The sequence below is a fragment of the Actinokineospora sp. genome (assembly GCF_052390155.1).
GTDB lineage: Bacteria > Actinomycetota > Actinomycetes > Mycobacteriales > Pseudonocardiaceae > Actinokineospora.
Genome location: NZ_JBQTHF010000003.1, coordinates 45,005 through 61,159, shown reverse-complemented (window position 1 = coordinate 61,159; position 16,155 = coordinate 45,005). Strand labels below are relative to the sequence as shown.

Annotated in this window: 20 protein-coding genes; 10 read left to right on the top strand and 10 right to left on the bottom strand. The window is 71.0% G+C overall.

Features of this window, described 5'->3' with window-relative positions; translation table 11 throughout:
• Window positions 1–89: 89 nt before the first annotated feature.
• Complete coding sequence (locus ACT4N7_RS01620; RefSeq protein WP_444826736.1) at window positions 90–1,163, bottom strand: fatty acid desaturase family protein; 1,074 nt, start codon at window positions 1,161–1,163, stop codon at window positions 90–92.
• Complete coding sequence (locus ACT4N7_RS01615; RefSeq protein WP_444826735.1) at window positions 1,160–1,825, bottom strand: anti-sigma factor antagonist; 666 nt, start codon at window positions 1,823–1,825, stop codon at window positions 1,160–1,162. Before ACT4N7_RS01615 ends, ACT4N7_RS01620 begins: the two co-directional genes overlap by 4 nt.
• A 317-nt stretch (window positions 1,826–2,142) precedes the next feature.
• Here ACT4N7_RS01615 and ACT4N7_RS01610 point away from each other — a divergent pair, with 317 nt between their 5' ends.
• Together ACT4N7_RS01610 and ACT4N7_RS01605 are read left to right on the top strand one after the other, a co-directional pair.
• Window positions 2,143–2,880 carry a GAF and ANTAR domain-containing protein gene (locus tag ACT4N7_RS01610; protein ID WP_444826734.1) on the top strand — a complete coding sequence of 246 codons (738 nt, stop codon included), beginning with the start codon at window positions 2,143–2,145 and terminating at the stop codon, window positions 2,878–2,880.
• A gap of 45 nt (window positions 2,881–2,925) precedes the next feature.
• A complete protein-coding gene (locus tag ACT4N7_RS01605; protein WP_444826733.1) occupies window positions 2,926–3,675 on the top strand; it encodes a GAF domain-containing protein in 750 nt (249 codons plus the stop codon).
• A 3-nt stretch (window positions 3,676–3,678) separates the two neighbouring features.
• Here the strand turns inward: ACT4N7_RS01605 and ACT4N7_RS01600 are convergent, their stop codons facing one another.
• The 4 genes from ACT4N7_RS01600 to ACT4N7_RS01585 all read right to left on the bottom strand — a co-directional run bounded on the left by ACT4N7_RS01600 (window position 3,679) and on the right by ACT4N7_RS01585 (window position 6,837).
• Window positions 3,679–4,110, bottom strand: a complete 432-nt coding sequence (locus ACT4N7_RS01600) for a MarR family winged helix-turn-helix transcriptional regulator (RefSeq protein WP_444826732.1) — start codon at window positions 4,108–4,110, stop codon at window positions 3,679–3,681.
• Window positions 4,107–4,532 (bottom strand): SRPBCC family protein, encoded by a 426-nt coding sequence (locus ACT4N7_RS01595; protein ID WP_444826731.1) that lies wholly within the window; start codon window positions 4,530–4,532, stop codon window positions 4,107–4,109. The genes ACT4N7_RS01600 and ACT4N7_RS01595 overlap by 4 nt, the downstream gene beginning before the upstream one ends.
• 111 nt (window positions 4,533–4,643) lie before the next feature.
• The gene (locus ACT4N7_RS01590; RefSeq protein WP_444826730.1) at window positions 4,644–6,371 is read right to left on the bottom strand and encodes a sialidase family protein; all 1,728 of its coding nucleotides are present in this window, start codon (window positions 6,369–6,371) and stop codon (window positions 4,644–4,646) included.
• Between the two features lie 100 nt (window positions 6,372–6,471).
• Complete coding sequence (locus tag ACT4N7_RS01585) at window positions 6,472–6,837, bottom strand: MmcQ/YjbR family DNA-binding protein (protein ID WP_444826729.1); 366 nt, start codon at window positions 6,835–6,837, stop codon at window positions 6,472–6,474.
• Window positions 6,838–6,918: 81 nt separating this feature from the next.
• On the opposite strand from ACT4N7_RS01585, the gene ACT4N7_RS01580 reads away from it, so the two are divergent.
• Window positions 6,919–7,884, top strand: coding sequence for an NADPH:quinone reductase (locus ACT4N7_RS01580; protein WP_444826728.1), 966 nt, complete (start codon window positions 6,919–6,921; stop codon window positions 7,882–7,884).
• On the opposite strand, the gene ACT4N7_RS01575 is transcribed toward ACT4N7_RS01580, so the two are convergent.
• Window positions 7,881–8,891: a LysR family transcriptional regulator gene (locus ACT4N7_RS01575; protein ID WP_444826727.1), complete on the bottom strand. Its 1,011-nt coding sequence runs from the start codon at window positions 8,889–8,891 to the stop codon at window positions 7,881–7,883. The genes ACT4N7_RS01580 and ACT4N7_RS01575 overlap by 4 nt on opposite strands.
• Window positions 8,892–8,954: 63 nt before the next feature.
• On the opposite strand from ACT4N7_RS01575, the gene ACT4N7_RS01570 reads away from it, so the two are divergent.
• Together ACT4N7_RS01570 and ACT4N7_RS01565 are read left to right on the top strand one after the other, a co-directional pair.
• The gene (locus ACT4N7_RS01570) at window positions 8,955–9,425 is read left to right on the top strand and encodes a hypothetical protein (protein WP_444826726.1); all 471 of its coding nucleotides are present in this window, start codon (window positions 8,955–8,957) and stop codon (window positions 9,423–9,425) included.
• Between the two features lie 4 nt (window positions 9,426–9,429).
• Entirely contained in the window at window positions 9,430–9,807 is a 378-nt protein-coding gene (locus ACT4N7_RS01565) for a cupin domain-containing protein (RefSeq protein WP_444826725.1), read from the top strand.
• 31 nt (window positions 9,808–9,838) lie between these two features.
• Here ACT4N7_RS01565 and ACT4N7_RS01560 read toward each other — a convergent pair whose 3' ends face one another.
• Window positions 9,839–10,243, bottom strand: a complete 405-nt coding sequence (locus ACT4N7_RS01560; RefSeq protein ID WP_444826724.1) for a hypothetical protein — start codon at window positions 10,241–10,243, stop codon at window positions 9,839–9,841.
• 120 nt (window positions 10,244–10,363) lie between these two features.
• On the opposite strand from ACT4N7_RS01560, the gene ACT4N7_RS01555 reads away from it, so the two are divergent.
• The 5 genes from ACT4N7_RS01555 (at window position 10,364) to ACT4N7_RS01535 (ending at window position 14,828) form a co-directional block, all read left to right on the top strand.
• Complete coding sequence (locus ACT4N7_RS01555) at window positions 10,364–11,242, top strand: helix-turn-helix domain-containing protein (RefSeq protein WP_444826723.1); 879 nt, start codon at window positions 10,364–10,366, stop codon at window positions 11,240–11,242.
• Window positions 11,229–11,441, top strand: coding sequence for a DUF397 domain-containing protein (locus ACT4N7_RS01550; protein ID WP_444826722.1), 213 nt, complete (start codon window positions 11,229–11,231; stop codon window positions 11,439–11,441). The genes ACT4N7_RS01555 and ACT4N7_RS01550 overlap by 14 nt, the downstream gene beginning before the upstream one ends.
• Window positions 11,442–11,878: 437 nt before the next feature.
• A complete protein-coding gene (locus tag ACT4N7_RS01545) occupies window positions 11,879–12,652 on the top strand; it encodes a DUF6390 family protein (protein ID WP_444826721.1) in 774 nt (257 codons plus the stop codon).
• Window positions 12,649–13,683, top strand: a complete 1,035-nt coding sequence (locus ACT4N7_RS01540; protein WP_444826720.1) for an SAM-dependent methyltransferase — start codon at window positions 12,649–12,651, stop codon at window positions 13,681–13,683. Before ACT4N7_RS01545 ends, ACT4N7_RS01540 begins: the two co-directional genes overlap by 4 nt.
• A complete protein-coding gene (locus ACT4N7_RS01535; protein ID WP_444826719.1) occupies window positions 13,680–14,828 on the top strand; it encodes an NADH-quinone oxidoreductase subunit D in 1,149 nt (382 codons plus the stop codon). The genes ACT4N7_RS01540 and ACT4N7_RS01535 overlap by 4 nt, the downstream gene beginning before the upstream one ends.
• A gap of 1 nt (window position 14,829) precedes the next feature.
• Here the strand turns inward: ACT4N7_RS01535 and ACT4N7_RS01530 are convergent, their stop codons facing one another.
• Complete coding sequence (locus ACT4N7_RS01530) at window positions 14,830–15,897, bottom strand: hypothetical protein (RefSeq protein WP_444826718.1); 1,068 nt, start codon at window positions 15,895–15,897, stop codon at window positions 14,830–14,832.
• 14 nt (window positions 15,898–15,911) lie between these two features.
• A complete protein-coding gene (locus ACT4N7_RS01525; RefSeq protein ID WP_444826717.1) occupies window positions 15,912–16,151 on the bottom strand; it encodes a hypothetical protein in 240 nt (79 codons plus the stop codon).
• Between the last annotated feature and the right edge of the window lie 4 nt (window positions 16,152–16,155).

Here is a 16,155-nt window from a genome sequence, read left to right as displayed (position 1 = left end):
GTGTCACCTTCCGCCACGGCATACCCTGGCCCCGCGGACCGAGTAGCGCATGCCGCTTCCCCATCGGAACCACCGCGCGTTCGCCGGGCTCAGGCATCGACGCGGCTCTTCTTGTCAGCGGCCTGACCTGTCGCCGGGCGCAGCGGGGCGCCCGCGTCGTACAGGTGTCGCAGCACCTGAGCATAGGAGTGCAACAGGCCGCACTGGCTGTAGGAAACGCCGCGCCGGACGCAGAACTCCCGCACGACCGGCCGGGCGCGGCGCAGGTTGGGTCGGGGCATGCTCGGGAACAGGTGGTGTTCGATCTGGTGGTTCAGACCACCGAGGAGGAAGTCGACCCACCGGCCGCCCTGGATGTTGCGCGAGGTCAGCACCTGCTTGCGCAGGAAGTCGAGCTTGACGTCCTTGGCCAGGATGGGCATCCCCTTGTGGTTGGGCGCGAAGGAACACCCCAGGTACACCCCCATCACGCCCTGGTGCACGACGATGAACAGCACCGCCTTGCCCGGCGGCAGCACCAGGAACACGGCGGCCAGGTAGACCACGAGGTGGCCGACGATCAGCACGGCCTCCAGCCGGACGAACTTGATCTCGCGCCGCAGCACCGCCTCGACGCTGGAGATGCGCAGCATCACCGCCTCGGTCAGCAGCAGCGGGAAGAACAGCGGCGCCTGATGCAGCGCCACCCACCGGACCAGGCCGCGTTTCGCGCGCGCCTGGTCGCGGCTGAACGCGATCGCCGGGATGTCGATGTCGGGGTCTTCGTCCTCCTGGTTGGGGTTGGCGTGGTGCCGGTTGTGCTTGCCGACCCACCACTGGTAGCTGATCCCGGTGATCGCGCTGTGCGTGTACCCGACCAGGTCGTTGGCCCGCCTGCCGACGAAGATCTGCCGGTGTCCGGCGTCGTGGCCGATGAACGCGAACTGGGTGAGCACCAACGCGACGACCAGCGCGGTGAACAACTGCCACCACGTGTCGCCGAGGACGACGAACGCGACCGCGGTCGCGCCGAGCAGCGCGAGGTTGACCCCGATCCGCACCGCGTAGTAGCCGTACCGTCGCCGCAGCAGGCCCGCGCGTTTGACCACACGGGACAGTTCGGCGAACTCGCTGCCGAGCCGCTCGCCTGCCAGCCCAGTCGGGGACATCTCCGCCGCGGTCATGGCGCGCACCGTTTCTCTTCCGGTTCCAGGGTTTCCGGCACGGCCTGCGCGACGGTGGGCCAGCACGGCAGCAGGTCGTGCAGCGCGGCGAGGGTGATCAGCCTGCGCACCTGGTGCGTGGGGGCGGCCAGCCGCAAGGTGCCGCCGCCCGCGATCAGGTGGCCGCGCAGCCGCAGCAGCATCGTCAGCCCCGCGACACCGAGGAAGCTCACCCCGGACAGGTCGACGATCACGTCGCGGGGCGGCAGCCGGAGCAGCCGGGTCACCAGGTCGGGAGCGGTCGCGGCGTCGATTTCGCCGGACAGCTCGACCACGCATGCCACCCCGGTGTCCAGCCGGACCCGCAGCCGGGCGGCGGGCGACGACGAAAGCACCGAGGGGTCGCGGCCACGTGGTCGCGTCGCCGGGCTGAGGCGCCACGGCCGGGGCGGTGTCGTCTCGGGGTGATCGTGTTCGGCGACGAGTTGCCTGGCCAGGTCGGCCAACTCCCGGTCGGTGCGCACGCTCAGCCGCCGGAGCAGGTCGAGTGCCCGATCGCCGGTGATCACCAGGCGGTCGGCGAGGATGCCGGAAGCCTGTCCGACCAGGTTCTGCTGGGGGTCGACGGCCGAACCGCCGCCCCAATCTCGGTCGCGCTGGACGGGAATGCGGAGATTCCGCATGAGGACTCCCTGTGCCGTAGTCGCACATGTGGGATTCACACGTGTTTCGACTGCCAGGGTCAGGGACAGCGTGCTGCTGGACCGCGCAGGCCCGTCCGATCAGCTTACCCGGAAAACCGCGCTGTCACCTGTGTACCACCAGCCGTCGCCATCCGAAATAGGCGGGACGCGGTGCAACCAGGTCTTCACATTTCGGTCACCGCTCCGACTGGATCAGGCCGGCGTACGCTACGCGTGAGTGATCGCCACAGGCGACCCGGCAAGGTCGCGCCAGGTGGTGCGGCGGCACGTCGACGCGATGGAGGCGGCGCCGGACAATGCGTGATCCCCGGGACGGCCCGGCGGCGGTGCGCAGGCTGCGCGCGGCCGTGATCGCCGCGGTGCGCAAGCCGGCGGGCGGGGCGGCCGCCGTGGCCCAGGTGTGTCGCGCGTGTGTGGAGGTGTTGCCGGTGGACGGCGCCTCGATCTCCGTGACCGGTCCCACCGGGGCCCGCGAGACCCTCTACGCCAGCGACGAGGTGATCGCCCGGATCGAGTCGGTGCAGTTCACCCTCGGCGAGGGCCCCTGCGTCGAGGCGTTCGCCACCCGCCGTCCGGTGCTGGTACCCGACCTGACCCGGGACGCGGCCGCCGCGTGGCCCGCGTTCGCCTCGGAGATCGCGGGCCAGCCGGTCGGCGCGATCTTCGCCTTCCCCATCCAGCACGGGGCGATCGGCATCGGCACGATGGACCTCTACCGCGGCCGACCCGGCTGGCTGTCCGAGCAGGATCTGGCCACCACGCTGCAGGTCGTGGACCTGGCGGCGGTGGCCCTGCTGGGCGTGCTGTCCAACGGCGCGGACGGCGAGGCCCTGGAGGCGTGGCTGGCGCCGATGCCGCACCGCAGGGAGGAGGTCCACCAGGCCACCGGGATGCTCATCGCGGAGTTCGGCATCTCCGCCGAGCAGGCCCTGGACCGGCTGCGCGGCCACGCCTTCACCAGCGGTGCCCTCATCGAGGACGTCGCACACGCCATCACCAGCCGCAGGCTCCGCCCTGCCGAACTCGACCTGTGACCGCCGCGAGGCGAAAGAAAGTCGGAGAAGAGAGGAAAGCGTCGGATGAGTCATCCAACGGACTTCGGCACTGCCAGGGAAACACGGCTGCTGCACGCCTTCGTGGACCTGGCCGACACGTTGGTCGACGACTACGACGTCGTCGACGTCCTGCACCAGCTCGTGGAGAACTGCGTCGACCTGCTCGACGCCGCGGCCGCGGGGCTGCTGCTGTCCGACCAGCGCGGCGGCCTGCTGCCGGTGGCCTCCACCAGCGAGCAGACCCGGCGGCTGGAGCTGTTCCAGCTCGAAGCCGACGAGGGCCCCTGCCTGGACTGCTTCCGCACCGGGGAGCCGGTGGTGGTGGCCGACCTGGCGGCGGCGACGGACCGGTGGCCGCGGTTCGCCGCGCACGCCGCGGCCGAGGGGTTCCGGTCGGTACACGCGGTGCCGCTGCGGCTGCGCGGCAGCACCATCGGCGCGCTGAACCTGTTCGGCACCCAGGCAGGCCCGATGGACGACCAGGACCTGCGGGTGGCGCGCGCGCTCGCCGACACGGCCACCATCGGCATCCTGCAGGAACGCGCGATCCGGCGCGGCGAGGTGCTCACCGAGCAACTCCAGACCGCGCTGAACAACCGGATCACCATCGAACAGGCCAAGGGCGTGCTCGCCCACGCGGGCGACATCGACATGAACCAGGCGTTCCAGCGGCTGCGCTCCTACGGCCGTGCCACCAGCACCCGGCTCAGTGAGATCGCGCACCGCCTCGTCACCGGGGAGCTGCCCCCGAAGGTGATCCTCGATCACCGGTAGGGCTCAGGCGCCTGCCGGGTCGTCGGCGAGCAGGCGCAGGATGTCGAGCAGCCGCGCGGGATCGGGCACCCGGCCGAAGAAGTCGGCGTCGGCGGCCTCGACGACGGCGACGGCCCGCTCGGCGAGCTTGCGGCCGGAGTCGGTGACGGTGAGCCGCCGGACGCGGGCGTCCGCACCGTCCTGGGCCCGGGCCACCAGGCCGCGCCGCTCCAGCGCGCGCAGAACCTGGCTGGTCATCATCACGTCCGTCCCGGCGTGGTCGGCGACCTGCCGCTGGCTCGGGGCGGCGGACTGGTCGGACAGCCACCAGACCGCCGCGAGGAGCACGAACTGGACGTGGGTCAACTCCAGCGGGCGCAACGCCGCGGTGATCGCCCGCTGCCAGCGCAACGTTGTCCGCCACAGCAGGAATCCCGGACTGTCCTTTGGCTTCACGGTGCCGCGGTGTTCTCGGCGAGTCGGGCCAGTTCGCGCATCACGGTGGGCAGACCCGCCGCGATGGTCCGGCCGATCACCCGGGCGAACACCGGCCCCAGCAAGCCGCTGATGGCGACCCGGTGGGTGAACCGGCTGCCCGCCTCGGTGGGTTCGATGACGTGGCTGAACGTCAAGCGCGCCAACGGAAGCCTGCTCACGTCGGTGAACCCGACCGCCGGGGTGACCTCGGTGAACACGAACGGCGTCGCCGGACCGCGGACCGGCTTGAGCGTGCCGCGGGTGCCGACCGCCATCGGGCCGTCGACGGTCACCGTCGCGGTCTCGTGGTCCCACTCGGGCCACGTGGCGGGCTCGGCGTAGCGGGCCCACAACTGTGCCGGACTGGCGCTGGTCGTCTCGGTGTGCTCGAACGTCCACATGGTCGGCCTCCGCGTTTTTAGTATGCGCGCAGACTATATGCGCGATGGCGGTCACCCACAAGCCAGGCCCGTCGCACCCTTGGGCGCGACGGGCCTGGCGGGACTCCGCGGTCACCGACGGGTCGGGATGGTCTCCCGGTCGACCAGCACGTCGGATTGCTGGTTGGGCGGGTTGTTGCCGGGCACGTTCGGCTCGGCGAACCGGGCGTCGGTCCAGCACGGGATGGCGATCCCGATGCCGGTGGCCAGGCCGTTGTAGTCACCGATGAACACGCCCTGCCGGAAGGCCAGGTCCGCGTTCCACGACTGCTCGGATACCCGACGGGTGCCGAAGTTGCGGCCGTTGTCGGTCGACACGGACAGCGAGGTGTCGATCAGCTTGGGCCCGCTGTAGCGCCGATCGAAGTAGGTCACCGCGACGACGCCGTCCGGCGCCACCGACAGCCACGGGAACCACTGGTCGTCGACGGAGCTCTCCGTGAGGTTGCGTGGCCTGCTCCAGCTGCGGCCCGCGTCGGTCGATGAGGTCACGAACACGTCGGTGTTCGTGTCGGCCGCGGTGCCGTTTCGGTTGTCCGCGAAGGTGATGTAGAGCCTGCCGGTCCGGCGGTCGATGTCGATGTTCCCGGCCGCGTTGGTGCGCGCGCACATCAGGTCGAGGGTCTGCCTGCCCGCGCATATCGGGTACTTGTCGGCCCCGTCGAACACGTCGGTGACGAACTGCGGGTTGCCCCACGTCGCGCCGCCGTCGACCGAGCGGACCACGACGTAACGGCTCTTCTCGGTGCTCGCGGTGTTGAAGTTCTGGAACGCGACATGCACGTGGCCGTTGCGGTGGTCGACAACGGGCACCGAGAACTGGTCCTCGTCGCAGGCGTTGCCGTCCTGGTCGCCGAACTGGACATCACAGAACGGCGCCTGTCCCGAGATCTCCCGCGCGGGCGACCAGTGTCTGCCCTGGTCATCGGAGTACGCGGCGTAGATGGCGGAATCGACATTGCCGGTGCCGTCCGGGCCGCTGTCGAACCGGGTCCACGTGACGTAGAGCCGGTCGGGGCTGACGTAGCCCTGGTCGGTGCCCGGGACCAGCGGCACGCCGGGCGGGCGCGGCCCGGCGACCATCCACTCCTTGTCGTGGAAGATCTGCGCGTCTTCCGGCCCGCCGTTGTGCACCACGATGCCGTCGCCGGGAGTGATCAGCGTGCCCGCCGCGGGCGCGCCGTCGACCGGCTGAGTCCAGGTGATGCCGCCGTCGGTGGACCGGCTCACCGCGATGTAGGAGTCGAAGTTCGCGCGACCGAAGGAGATGAACGAGGCGTAGGCGACGCCCGCCCGGTCGAAGGCGATCACCGGATCGCCGGTGCCGTACATCGACCGGTCCGGCGTGGTGACCTGGCGGACGTGCCTGCTGATCGGCCAACTGCGGCCGCCGTCGAAGGACACGTAGAGTCCCATGTTGCCGTCGACGCCGGGCTCGTAGTCGTTGGCGCCCGCGATGACGTTGTTCGGGTTGGTCGGGTTGATCGCGATCGCGGTCTCGTTGGCGGGCAGACCCGACCCGCTGCCGAACTGGTCGCTCGGGTTGGCCTTGTTGTCGCCGTTGGCCTGCACGTCGTCGGAGGCGACCGCCTGAGCGCGCGGACTGTCCTGCGCGGCCAAGACGCCGCCCGTGCCGAACAACAGCCCGTGGTCGGCGGCGCCGGAGAGCTGCGGCCTGCCGGGCTTCGCGTCGAAGCCGAACCTGCCCTTGGGCTGCGCCTGTGATGGCGCGCCCGCGAGTGTCAGTAATGATCCAGTCAGAATCAGCGCGGCACCAGCCGCCCAAATTCGCCGCTTCATGGCACGTCCTTGTGATCGACGAGGAACGTCTGACGGTGCGGACCCCGGCCGGACGTTACGCCCACGAAGTCGATCGAGACAGGTGCAGATGGCCCTGCCGTCAGGTCGTCGGCGACTCCGCTCGACGCGCCAGCGCCTTGGGCGCGACGAGGCTGTAGGACGTGCGGATCCACTCCTCGACCTGGGTCCAGCGCTCGTCGTCGGCGTCGGCGGGGACGGTCAGGGCGACCCAGCCGTGTCGGCCGAGGCCGTAGCCCGCGGGGGCGGCGGCCGGGTCGGTCGCGACCACCGCCTCGGCCTCGTCCTTGGACAGCTTCACGGTCAGGTTCTCGGCCCGGTCGTCGGCGAACACGAAGTTCTTGCCGCGCACCCGGAAAGTCGGGTGGTCCCCCCATTCGGCGACATCGATGCGCACCGCCTCGGGCAGCGTGGCGACGATGCGCTCCACCCGGCTCATGTTGTCCATGCGACCTCCCAGTCGAGGCCGCACCCTACTCGGCTGCCCAGTAGGTTGGGCCCGACCGAGTTCGAGGACGGAGCTACCGACGTGCGCGCAGCCTGGTACGAGCGACAGGGTCCCGCCGCCGAGGCGCTGCGGGTCGGCGACCTGCCGCTGCCCGAGCCCGCCGTTGGGGAGGTGCGGGTCCGGCTGACGGTGTCCGGGGTGAACCCGGGCGATGTGAAGAAGCGCCAGGGCTGGCTCGGCTCGGCCATGCCGTACCCGCTGGTGGTGCCGCACAGCGACGGCGCGGGCGTGCTCGACGCCGTCGGCCCCGGCGGCGACGCGACCCGGATCGGGCGCCGGGTGTGGGTGTACGGGGCGCAGTCGTACCGGCCGTTCGGCACCGCGGCCGAGGCGACCGTGGTGCCCGCGGACCAGGCGATCGACCTGCCCGACGACGTCGGCGACGAGATCGGCGCGGCGCTCGGGATTCCCGGCATCACCGCCCACCGCGCGGTGTTCGCCGACGGAGCGGTGTCGGGCGCCACGGTGCTCGTGCACGGTGTCCTCGGCGCGGTCGGCTCGGTGGCGGCCCAACTCGCCCAGTGGGGTGGCGCGGTGGTCATCGGCACGGTTCGGCGCTCGACCGACGTAGTTCAGTCCAAGCACCACGTGGTGGCGCTCGACGGACCCGACCCGGCGGGCGAGATCCGCGCGATCGCCCCGGCCGGGGTGGACCGGATCGTCGAGGTCGCCCTGTCGGCCAACGCCGACCTGGACGCCGCGGTGGCCGCTCAGGGCGCGGTGATCGCGGCGTACGCGACCGCGGCGCCGCCGACGCTGCCGTTCTGGCCGCTGCTGTTCTCCAACGTCACCCTGCGCCTGCTCGGCAGCGACGACTTCCCGCGCGCGGGAAAGCGGCACGCGGCGCGGGACCTGACCGAGGCCGTCCACACCGGACACCTGCACATTCCCGTCGGGCGGCCGTTCGCGCTGGACGACATCGCCGCCGCGCATGTCGCCGTGGAGTCCGGCGGCAGGGGCGGCCGCGTGCTGATCGCGATCGGCTAGGTGTCTTCGGCGAGGTAGGCGCGATCCCGCGCGGGCAGCCAGATCCGGTCGCGGTCGGGCACCGCTGGGGTCGGCACACCGTCGCCGGTCATCGCGGCGAGCAGGCGGTGCACCTGGTGGCGCGGCACCCGGCGCCGCCACATGGCCCACCAGGGGAACACCGGGGTCGGGCCGACGATCCCCAGGGTGCGGACCCGATCGTCGGGCGGCGGCGCCATCGCCGTGCCGAGGAACGTCGCCCGGTGCACGCCGGTCGCGATCCGGCTGACGAAGTGCTCGAATCCCATGGTGGAGCCGGAATAGTCGATGTCCACACCGAACTCCGCGCCCAGTTCGTCCAGGTAGCCGACCCACTCGGCGGGCGTCGCGACCCCCGGGAACCACAGCGGCACGCCCCGCAACTCCGCCAGGGTCACCGTGTCCCGCCGCGCCAGCGGGTCGTCGGCCGAGACGAGCAACCCGACCGGTTCGAGCATCAGGATCGCCCGGGCCACGTCGGCGGGCCACGGCGCCGGGATCGCACCAGCGCGACCGAACGCCAGGTCGAACACACCGTTGCGCAGATCGGCCACCACGTCCCGGCCGCCCTTGCCCATCGTCACCCGCAGGCGCAACGCGGGATCGCGGTCGATCGCCTGGTGCACCATGCGCAGCGGCGGGAGGTGCTCGTTGAGCACGTCCACGGTCAGCGGGCCGTCCAGCGTCCCGACGACGGCGAGCGCGGCGTCCACTTGGGACAGTGCGTCGCCCGCGGGCGGGAGCAGCCGGATTCCCGCCGCGGACAACACGACCCGGCGGTTGGTGCGCTCGAACAGCCGGACGCCCAGCAGCGCCTCCAGGCGGGCGATCCGCTTGGACAGCGCCTGCTGGCTCAGGTGCAGCCGCTCGGCCGCGCGGCCGAAGTGCAGCTCCTCGGCGGTCAGCACGAATGCCCGCAGCAACGCGGTGTCGACGTCCACACCGCCCATGGTGAACGACAACCAGCGGTTGTCAATCGCGCCGGACAAGCTGTTGGACACACCGCCTGGTCACGGTGTCTGCTCTAGGCAGCACACCAGGAGGCCCTCGCCATGCCGCACACCGTCTTCATCGCGATCCATGCCGCGGCGGGCGGACTCGCGTTCGTCGCGGGCTGCGTCGCCATCAGCCGCCGCGCGCTGTTCGGAACCTACCTGTGGTCGCTGGTGACCATGGCGGTGTTCCTGGTCCTGGCGGTCGCCGCCGAGTGGACGGTGATCGGGACCGGCGCGCGGGTGCTGTTCGCCGCCTTCGCGGTGCTCGCCCTGGTCATGGTGTGGCGCGCCGACCAGGCGCGCCGGATCCGCCATGAACTGTCCGCCGCCTACGTCGGGCACGTCGGCTTCACCCTGGTCGCCCTGTTCGACGCCTTCATGGTGATCCTCGTGCTCCGCGCGGGCGCGCCCGGCTGGCTGATCGCCGCCGTGGGCGTGGTGATCGCGGTGGTCGGCCACTTCGTCCTGGTCGCCACCCGGGAGCGGCTCGTCGTTCCTGGCGTGCCGCGGGTCGGGCTGGGACAGTGAAGGTGTGAGCACCGAACCGATCGACCTGCACACCGCGCTGGCGAGCTTCGACGCGCTGTGGAGTCCCCGGGTCGTCACCCGGGTCAACGACTACGACGTCCGAATCGCCAAGGTCGCGGGCGAGCACGTCTGGCACACCCACGAGAACACCGACGAGTTCTTCCTCGTCCTCGACGGCGAACTCACCATCGCCCTGCGCGACCGCGAGGTGGTTCTCCCCCGGGGCGCGGTGTTCGTCGTGCCGCGCGGCGTCGAACACCGACCGTCCTCAGCGGACGGCGCGTCGATCCTGATGTTCGAGCCGACCGGCACCTCCACCGTGGGCGACCGGCACGACCCGGTCCCCGACCACGTCGACGCCACCACCGGACACGCGCTATAGGTCGCGACCCCGGGTACCCGCCCGCGCCCGGTCAGCGTTCGTCGGACTCCTCCATCAGGTCGTCAGGGGTCGCCAAGGCCGGGTCCACCCACACCAGCCGGGGCGTCAGTCGACCGGTGACGCCGAACATGCGCAGGGCGGACTCCGGTGTGTGCAGTCCCAGGTGGACAGAGCCACCGAAGTCCACCACGTCCGAGTGCTCGGCATGGGCGAGCCCCCATGCCGCGATCCGGGCGTCGTAGCGGTCTCCGTACTCCTGCACGACGGCGAACATCCGCGGCGCCGCGTCGGCGACCATTCTCGCCAGGATCTCCGCGAACCTCGGCTCGTCGCACAGTGGCGGTTTCCCGGTCGGGTCGGGAATGAGCGCCGCCAAGGGGTGCGGCTCTCGCTGGTCGTCCCCTCGCGGGCCGTCTTGGTCTGCCCCGGCTAGCATGTGGCCTCCTACCCGTCGTGCTCGCACGACTACTGTTAGTGTGACCACACTAGTCCGACTATTCAGCATGAGCCAAGTCCTCGAATGGCTGAATGTTCACCGCGAAGGAGGTCACGCACCGTGGCCGCTGGTCCTCCGTCCCATCGCCGGGTTCGCCTCGGCCTCGCCCTGCGCAACGCGCGCGAAGCCTGTGGGCTCACCCAGGAGAAAGCGGGAAAGCTGGTCGGGCGCAGCCAGGCGTGGATCACCAAGTTCGAGGGAGCCCGGATCGCCCGAGTCACCATGGCCGACCTCGACAAGCTGCTCGACGCCTACGGCCTCACCGGCACCAAGGCCGAGGAGTTGCGGCAGTTCGCCCGCACGCCGCTCGACGAGCGCGGCGTCTGGGTGGACACCAGCGCCAGCCCGGCGTGGTGGAGCGAATACCAGGAGGTCGAGCGGGACGCGCGGGTGATCAAGGCGGTGCACCTGGAGGCGCACGACGGCCTGATCCAGTCCGAGGCGTACATGCGCCGCCAGTTCGAGTTGGGCGACGCGGTCGACATCGAGTCCTCGGTGCGCGCCCGACTCGGCCGCCAGCGGGCGATCTTCACCCAGGAGTCGCCGCCGGACTGCACGTTCCTGCTCAGCGAGGCGTGCCTGCGCCGGAACATGGGCGACCCGGCGATGATGGCCACTCAGCTCGCCCACCTGCTCGCCTTGTCCGAACACACTTACCTCACGCTGCTGGTGCTGCCGTTCGACGCCCGCTTCCCGGCGACGACCTACGGATTCACCTTGATGCAGTTCAACAGCGCGACCATGGGCGACTTCGTCAGCGTGGAGTACGCGGTCGGCTCGGCCACCATCGATGACGAGGACGCGATGCGCCAGTTTCAGCGACGGTGGGAGTTGGTACGCAGCGCGGCACTGGGAGAATACGACTCGCGGCGGTTCATCCGCCGGGTACTCGGCGAGCACCAGCGCAAAGCGAAGGGATCCACCCATGCGGACGTATGACCCGCGGGCCGCGGCCACGGCGTTCGAAGCCGACGGCTGGTTCAAGGCCACCGCCAGCAATGACAACGGCACCGGCTGCGTCGAGGTCAACTTCGACCACGGCCAGGTCGGTCTGCGCGACAGCAAACTGCCCCACTCCCCCGCCTTCGCCTTCACCCCCGGCGAATGGCGGGCGTTCCTCGACCACACCACCCGCTGACAGTCCGGTGTTCATGGTCCGGGACGTGTCGGATGTCCGGGGTACGCCCGCCGACGCGCACCGGGTCACCTGACGACCCGCGCCCGTCACGACTCGATGCTCGGGCGTGGCGTCGCGGTGCCCACCGCGAAGTAGTCGTGCCACTTGGCGGGCGGGGCGAAGCGGGTGCGGGCCACCGCGACTGCCCTGCCGTCGCCGTCCACATCGGATCGCCCATCGCCGGGCGCGCGACAATCGGTGAGGCACGCCTATGGCCTCCCATTCCGGGGTTGTTTGACTCGGTGGTCGTCACGCTGACAAGAATTTCGTACTGTTCGCCGACGCGCCGAAGGCCCCGTGCAATCATTTTCTGATTCGGGAGAACCCGCAGTCAGGCCGTCCCTGTTGCCGACGCCGTGACGTCTTGCCGCGGCCATACGGCGGCGTTACCTTGAGGGATGGGCTCACTCGCGGTGGGGCACTCGGGCGCGGAACTGTTCTTCCGCTACGCCTACCCGCCGAACTCGCTCGGCTTCTGCGGTCCGGCCGACAGCGACGAGTTGTTGAGCTTCCGCGCCGCGGGCGCGGACGACCGCGGCCTGGTCCGCCTGGTCCGCGGATTCTCCGGCGCCTGGCCGTACCTGGAGCTGATAGCGGGCGCGACCGGCATCCGCGATCCGCTCGACCACCGGGTGGTCGAGGCGTACTGGCTCGGCAACCGGCTGCTGGACGCGATCGATGTGCCCGCGATCGCGAACTCGATGGAGGAGCGGTTCAAGCCGAGCACCGGCAAGCAGTTCCCGCATCTCGTGGCGAGCGTGCTCGCGGGCGGTGTGCCGCACCACAGCTTCCAGGTGTTCTGCGTCTACCCGTGGCTGCGCCTGCTCGGCGACGACAAGGCCGGAGCGCACGCGCTGACGGTGCTCGACCGGTGCCGAATCCGGTGGGGCCGCGTGGTGTCCGTACATGGCGACCGGGTGCTGGTGCGGTCGCGCGCCCTGCGGGCCGACGGCAGGCTGCTGAGTTTCGCCGAGCCCGCGGTGGAATCCGTGCGGCCCGCCGAGTTCCACACCGCACTGTCCACAGGCGACTGGGTGTCGCTGCACTGGGACTGGATCTGCGACCGACTCACCGCCCGGCAGCTCGGTTTCCTGCGCCGCTACACCGTCCGCCAGCTCGACATCGTCAACCACCGGGTGGCGCACCCCGGTACGGCCGCGGTGCTGGCATGAGGCAGCGGGCACCGGACACCTGGCAGTCCTGGCGCACGGCAACCGATCGCGCGCTCTACGCGGAGTCCGGGTTCCACCGCGTGGGCAGGCCCGCTGAGCACTTCCGCACCTCCGCGCACTCCCCCACCGCCTACGCGGCCGCGATTCTCGTCCTGCTGCACGACGTCGACCGCATGCTCGACCACCCCGCGGCGCTGGACGTGGTCGACGTGGGCGGCGGCGGCGGCGAACTGCTCGCGGGCCTGGCCCGGCTCGCCGGACCAGAGTTGAGCGCGCGACTGCGGCTGACCACGGTCGAACTCGCCCCGCGGCCCGCCGACCTCCCGGCCCGGATCACCTGGACCGCGGCCCTGCCCCACGCCGTCACCGGTCTGGTCGTCGCCAACGAGTGGCTCGACAACGTGCCCGTCGACGTGGTCGAGCGCACCGCCGACGGACCGCGGATAGTATTGGTCGAGCCGGAGTCCGGCGCCGAACGCCTCGGCGACATCCCCGACGCGGCCGACCTCGACTGGCTGGTTCGCTGGTGGCCCTTGGCAAGGGTCGGCGCGCGGGCCGAGGTCGGCCGTCCCCGCGACGACGCGTGGGCAGGCGTCGTGCGGGCGCTTCGGCGCGGCGTCGCGGTCGCCGCCGACTACGCCCACCGACTGCCCGGCAGGCCGCCGTTCGGCACGCTGACCGGATACCGCGCGGGCCGCCAGGTGTCCCCGGTGCCCGACGGCTCGTGCGACATCACCGCGCACGTGGCCACCGACGCCTGCGCCGCCGCGGGGGTCCTGGCGGGCGCGGGCGAAACCCTGCTCACCACCCAGCGCGCGGCACTGCGCGCACTCGGCGTGCGCGGCACCCGGCCGCCGATAGCGCTCGCGCGCACCGATCCGCCGCGCTACCTGCGCGAGTTGCGCCAAGCCTGCGACGAGGCGGACCTGATCGACCGTGCGGGCCTCGGCGGCTTCGACTGGCTGGTGCAGGCGGTCGGCGTCACCGTGCCCGCGGTCCTGCTGGACCACAGTGGAGGGACGACCGGATGAGTACCGAACGGACAGTCGCGATCGGATCGGGCGCCGCCGAGCTGGCCACCGAGGACATGGTGCTCAACATCGGCCCCCAGCACCCGGCGACGCACGGCGTGCTGCGGCTGCGGCTGCGGCTCGACGGCGAGCGGATCACCGACGTGGAGCCGATCATCGGCTACATGCACCGCGGCGCGGAGAAGCTGTTCGAGGTCCGCGACTACCGGCAGATCATCATGCTCGCCAACCGGCACGACTGGCTTTCCGCGTTCTCCAACGAGTTGGGCGTCGTGCTCGCCGTGGAGCGGATGCTCGACATCGAGGTGCCGGTGCGGGCGGTGTGGATCCGCACGCTGCTCGCCGAGCTCAACCGGGTGCTCAACCACCTGATGTTCCTGGGTTCCTACCCGATCGAACTCGGCGCCATCACGCCGATCTTCTACGCCTTCCGGGAGCGTGAAGTCCTCCAGCAGGTGATGGAGGAGGTCTCCGGCGGCCGGATGCACTACATGTTCAACCGGGTCGGCGGCCTCAAGGACGACCTGCCCGCGGGCTGGCCGGTCCGCGCCAGGCAGGCTGTCGCCGACGTGCGACGCGGCACTCGCGACATCGACAACCTGGTACGTGGCAACGAGATCTTCCACGCCCGGACCCGCGGCGTCGGCGTGCTGTCGGTCGCGCAGGCCGCGGAATACGGGGTGTCCGGGCCGATCGCGCGCGCCTGCGGCCTGGACTTCGACCTTCGCCGCGACGAGCCCTATCTCGCCTACGGCGAGCTGGACGTGCCGGTGGTGACCCGGACCGGGGGCGACTGCCTGGCCCGCTTCGAATGCCTGCTCGACGAGGTGTACACCTCGCTCGATCTCGCGGAGCGCTGCCTCGACCGGATCGTCGAGCTGCCGCCCGGGCCGATCTGCGCGCGAACGTCCAAAGTGGTCAAAGCACCGCCGGGGCACACCTACGCGTGGACCGAGAACCCGTTGGGGGTCAACGGCTACTACCTGGTCTCGCGCGGCGAGAAGACGCCGTGGCGGCTGAAGCTGCGGTCGGCGTCGTTCAACAACATCCAGGTGCTGCCCGAACTGATGCGCGGCACCCTGCTCGCCGACATGATCGCCATCCTCGGGTCGATGTTCTTCGTGGTCGGCGACATCGACAAGTAGGTCACCACTCTGGTGGCGGCGCGGCTCCCCTGCCGAATCCCCACGTCGACTGACCCAGCCTCGGCTTGGGCCGCAACGTCGGGGGCCGCGGCCGAAATCCCTTCGACAGCAGCATTTCCGGGTCGGCACCGTCCATCATGGCCAGACACGGCGGGCGGAACCGGCACGTCCGGCAGTGCGGGGCGGGCGCCGGATAGGCGACCAGGTCGACGTCGGCCATGTCCAGGGCCTCGGCGCCGAGTTGCGCGCCCGCCGCCGCGATCTCGATCCGGCCGCGCCGAATCCGGGTGCGCCGCACCGGTCCCGCGGTGCGCCGCACCACCCGGTCCATGTCCGCCTGCTTGGCGCGCGCGTAGAGCCGCCGGTGCTGCGGGATGGCCCGACCGCCGCCGCTGGGTTCGTGCTGGGCGACGCGGTCCGCGTTCTCCAGCGGGCCGGGCGGCGGCGTGGGGTCGGTGCGCAGTTCGTTGTGGATCGTGCCCGCGATCTCCATCCCCAGGTACACCTGCTCCCACGCCCAGCAGGCCGCGACCGCGGCCTCGTCGAGCAGCAGCATGTCGACGTCCTGCCAGTCCTCGACCACCTGGTGCCGCACGACCCAGTACTCGTCGGCGGCGTCGACCGCGAGCAGGTCGACCCGGGTCGCGTAGATCATCCGCCGCCCGTCCGGGGTGACCAGGCCCGCCAGCGGATCGCGGGGATCGGGCAGCAGCCCCTCGACGTCGTGGTCGATCTTGACCGGGGCGAAGTCGTCCACCGTGGGCGCCCACGCGCTGTAGTTCGCCAGGAACGCGGTGCCGACCTCGACCACCCCGGCGTCCGGCGGATCGGACTGCTCCCGCACCGACCGCAGAAATGCCTTGTGTACCAGGGAAAGCACCAGTTCGCGGTGCCAATCCCAAGTGCCGGGGTAGTAGTAGACCGCGAGCGCGTCCTTGATCGCGAGCGGCAGGCTCACCGCCGCGGAATCGACGGGTTCGAGGTCGCGCCGATGTGGGGAGGCGAAATCCCACTGCCGCCTACAGCGTTTGAACCGCGCCCGCTCGGCCGCGGTGATCCGATAGTCCACGACACGTCGCCACCTCAGTGCAACGGGAAACAGATGTGGGTGATGGCCACGACCTGGCCGCCGACGACCCGCAGCACCACCCGCTGGCCGAGCCGGAACATCCGCAGCCCACTGCGCGCGAACGCCTTGGCGTCGAAGGACAGTTCGGCGCCCGAGTCGAGCAGCACGGTGCCGCTGTTCGACTCCCGGATGAAGGTCGCGACAGTGGCCTGAATTTCGCGCTGCGACTGTGGTTCGCTCGCAAGCTCGCTCACCGGA

Bases quoted from the DNA above. Each gene is read 5' to 3' on its own strand.
- ACT4N7_RS01620 (WP_444826736.1), bottom strand. From the start codon at position 1,163: ATGACCGCGGCGGAGATGTCCCCGACTGGGCTGGCAGGCGAGCGGCTC.
- ACT4N7_RS01615 (WP_444826735.1), bottom strand. From the start codon at position 1,825: ATGCGGAATCTCCGCATTCCCGTCCAGCGCGACCGAGATTGGGGCGGC.
- ACT4N7_RS01610 (WP_444826734.1), top strand. From the start codon at position 2,143: ATGCGTGATCCCCGGGACGGCCCGGCGGCGGTGCGCAGGCTGCGCGCG.
- ACT4N7_RS01605 (WP_444826733.1), top strand. From the start codon at position 2,926: ATGAGTCATCCAACGGACTTCGGCACTGCCAGGGAAACACGGCTGCTG.
- ACT4N7_RS01595 (WP_444826731.1), bottom strand. From the start codon at position 4,532: ATGTGGACGTTCGAGCACACCGAGACGACCAGCGCCAGTCCGGCACAG.
- ACT4N7_RS01590 (WP_444826730.1), bottom strand. From the start codon at position 6,371: ATGAAGCGGCGAATTTGGGCGGCTGGTGCCGCGCTGATTCTGACTGGA.
- ACT4N7_RS01585 (WP_444826729.1), bottom strand. From the start codon at position 6,837: ATGGACAACATGAGCCGGGTGGAGCGCATCGTCGCCACGCTGCCCGAG.
- ACT4N7_RS01570 (WP_444826726.1), top strand. From the start codon at position 8,955: ATGCCGCACACCGTCTTCATCGCGATCCATGCCGCGGCGGGCGGACTC.
- ACT4N7_RS01560 (WP_444826724.1), bottom strand. From the start codon at position 10,243: ATGCTAGCCGGGGCAGACCAAGACGGCCCGCGAGGGGACGACCAGCGA.
- ACT4N7_RS01550 (WP_444826722.1), top strand. From the start codon at position 11,229: ATGCGGACGTATGACCCGCGGGCCGCGGCCACGGCGTTCGAAGCCGAC.
- ACT4N7_RS01545 (WP_444826721.1), top strand. From the start codon at position 11,879: ATGGGCTCACTCGCGGTGGGGCACTCGGGCGCGGAACTGTTCTTCCGC.
- ACT4N7_RS01540 (WP_444826720.1), top strand. From the start codon at position 12,649: ATGAGGCAGCGGGCACCGGACACCTGGCAGTCCTGGCGCACGGCAACC.
- ACT4N7_RS01535 (WP_444826719.1), top strand. From the start codon at position 13,680: ATGAGTACCGAACGGACAGTCGCGATCGGATCGGGCGCCGCCGAGCTG.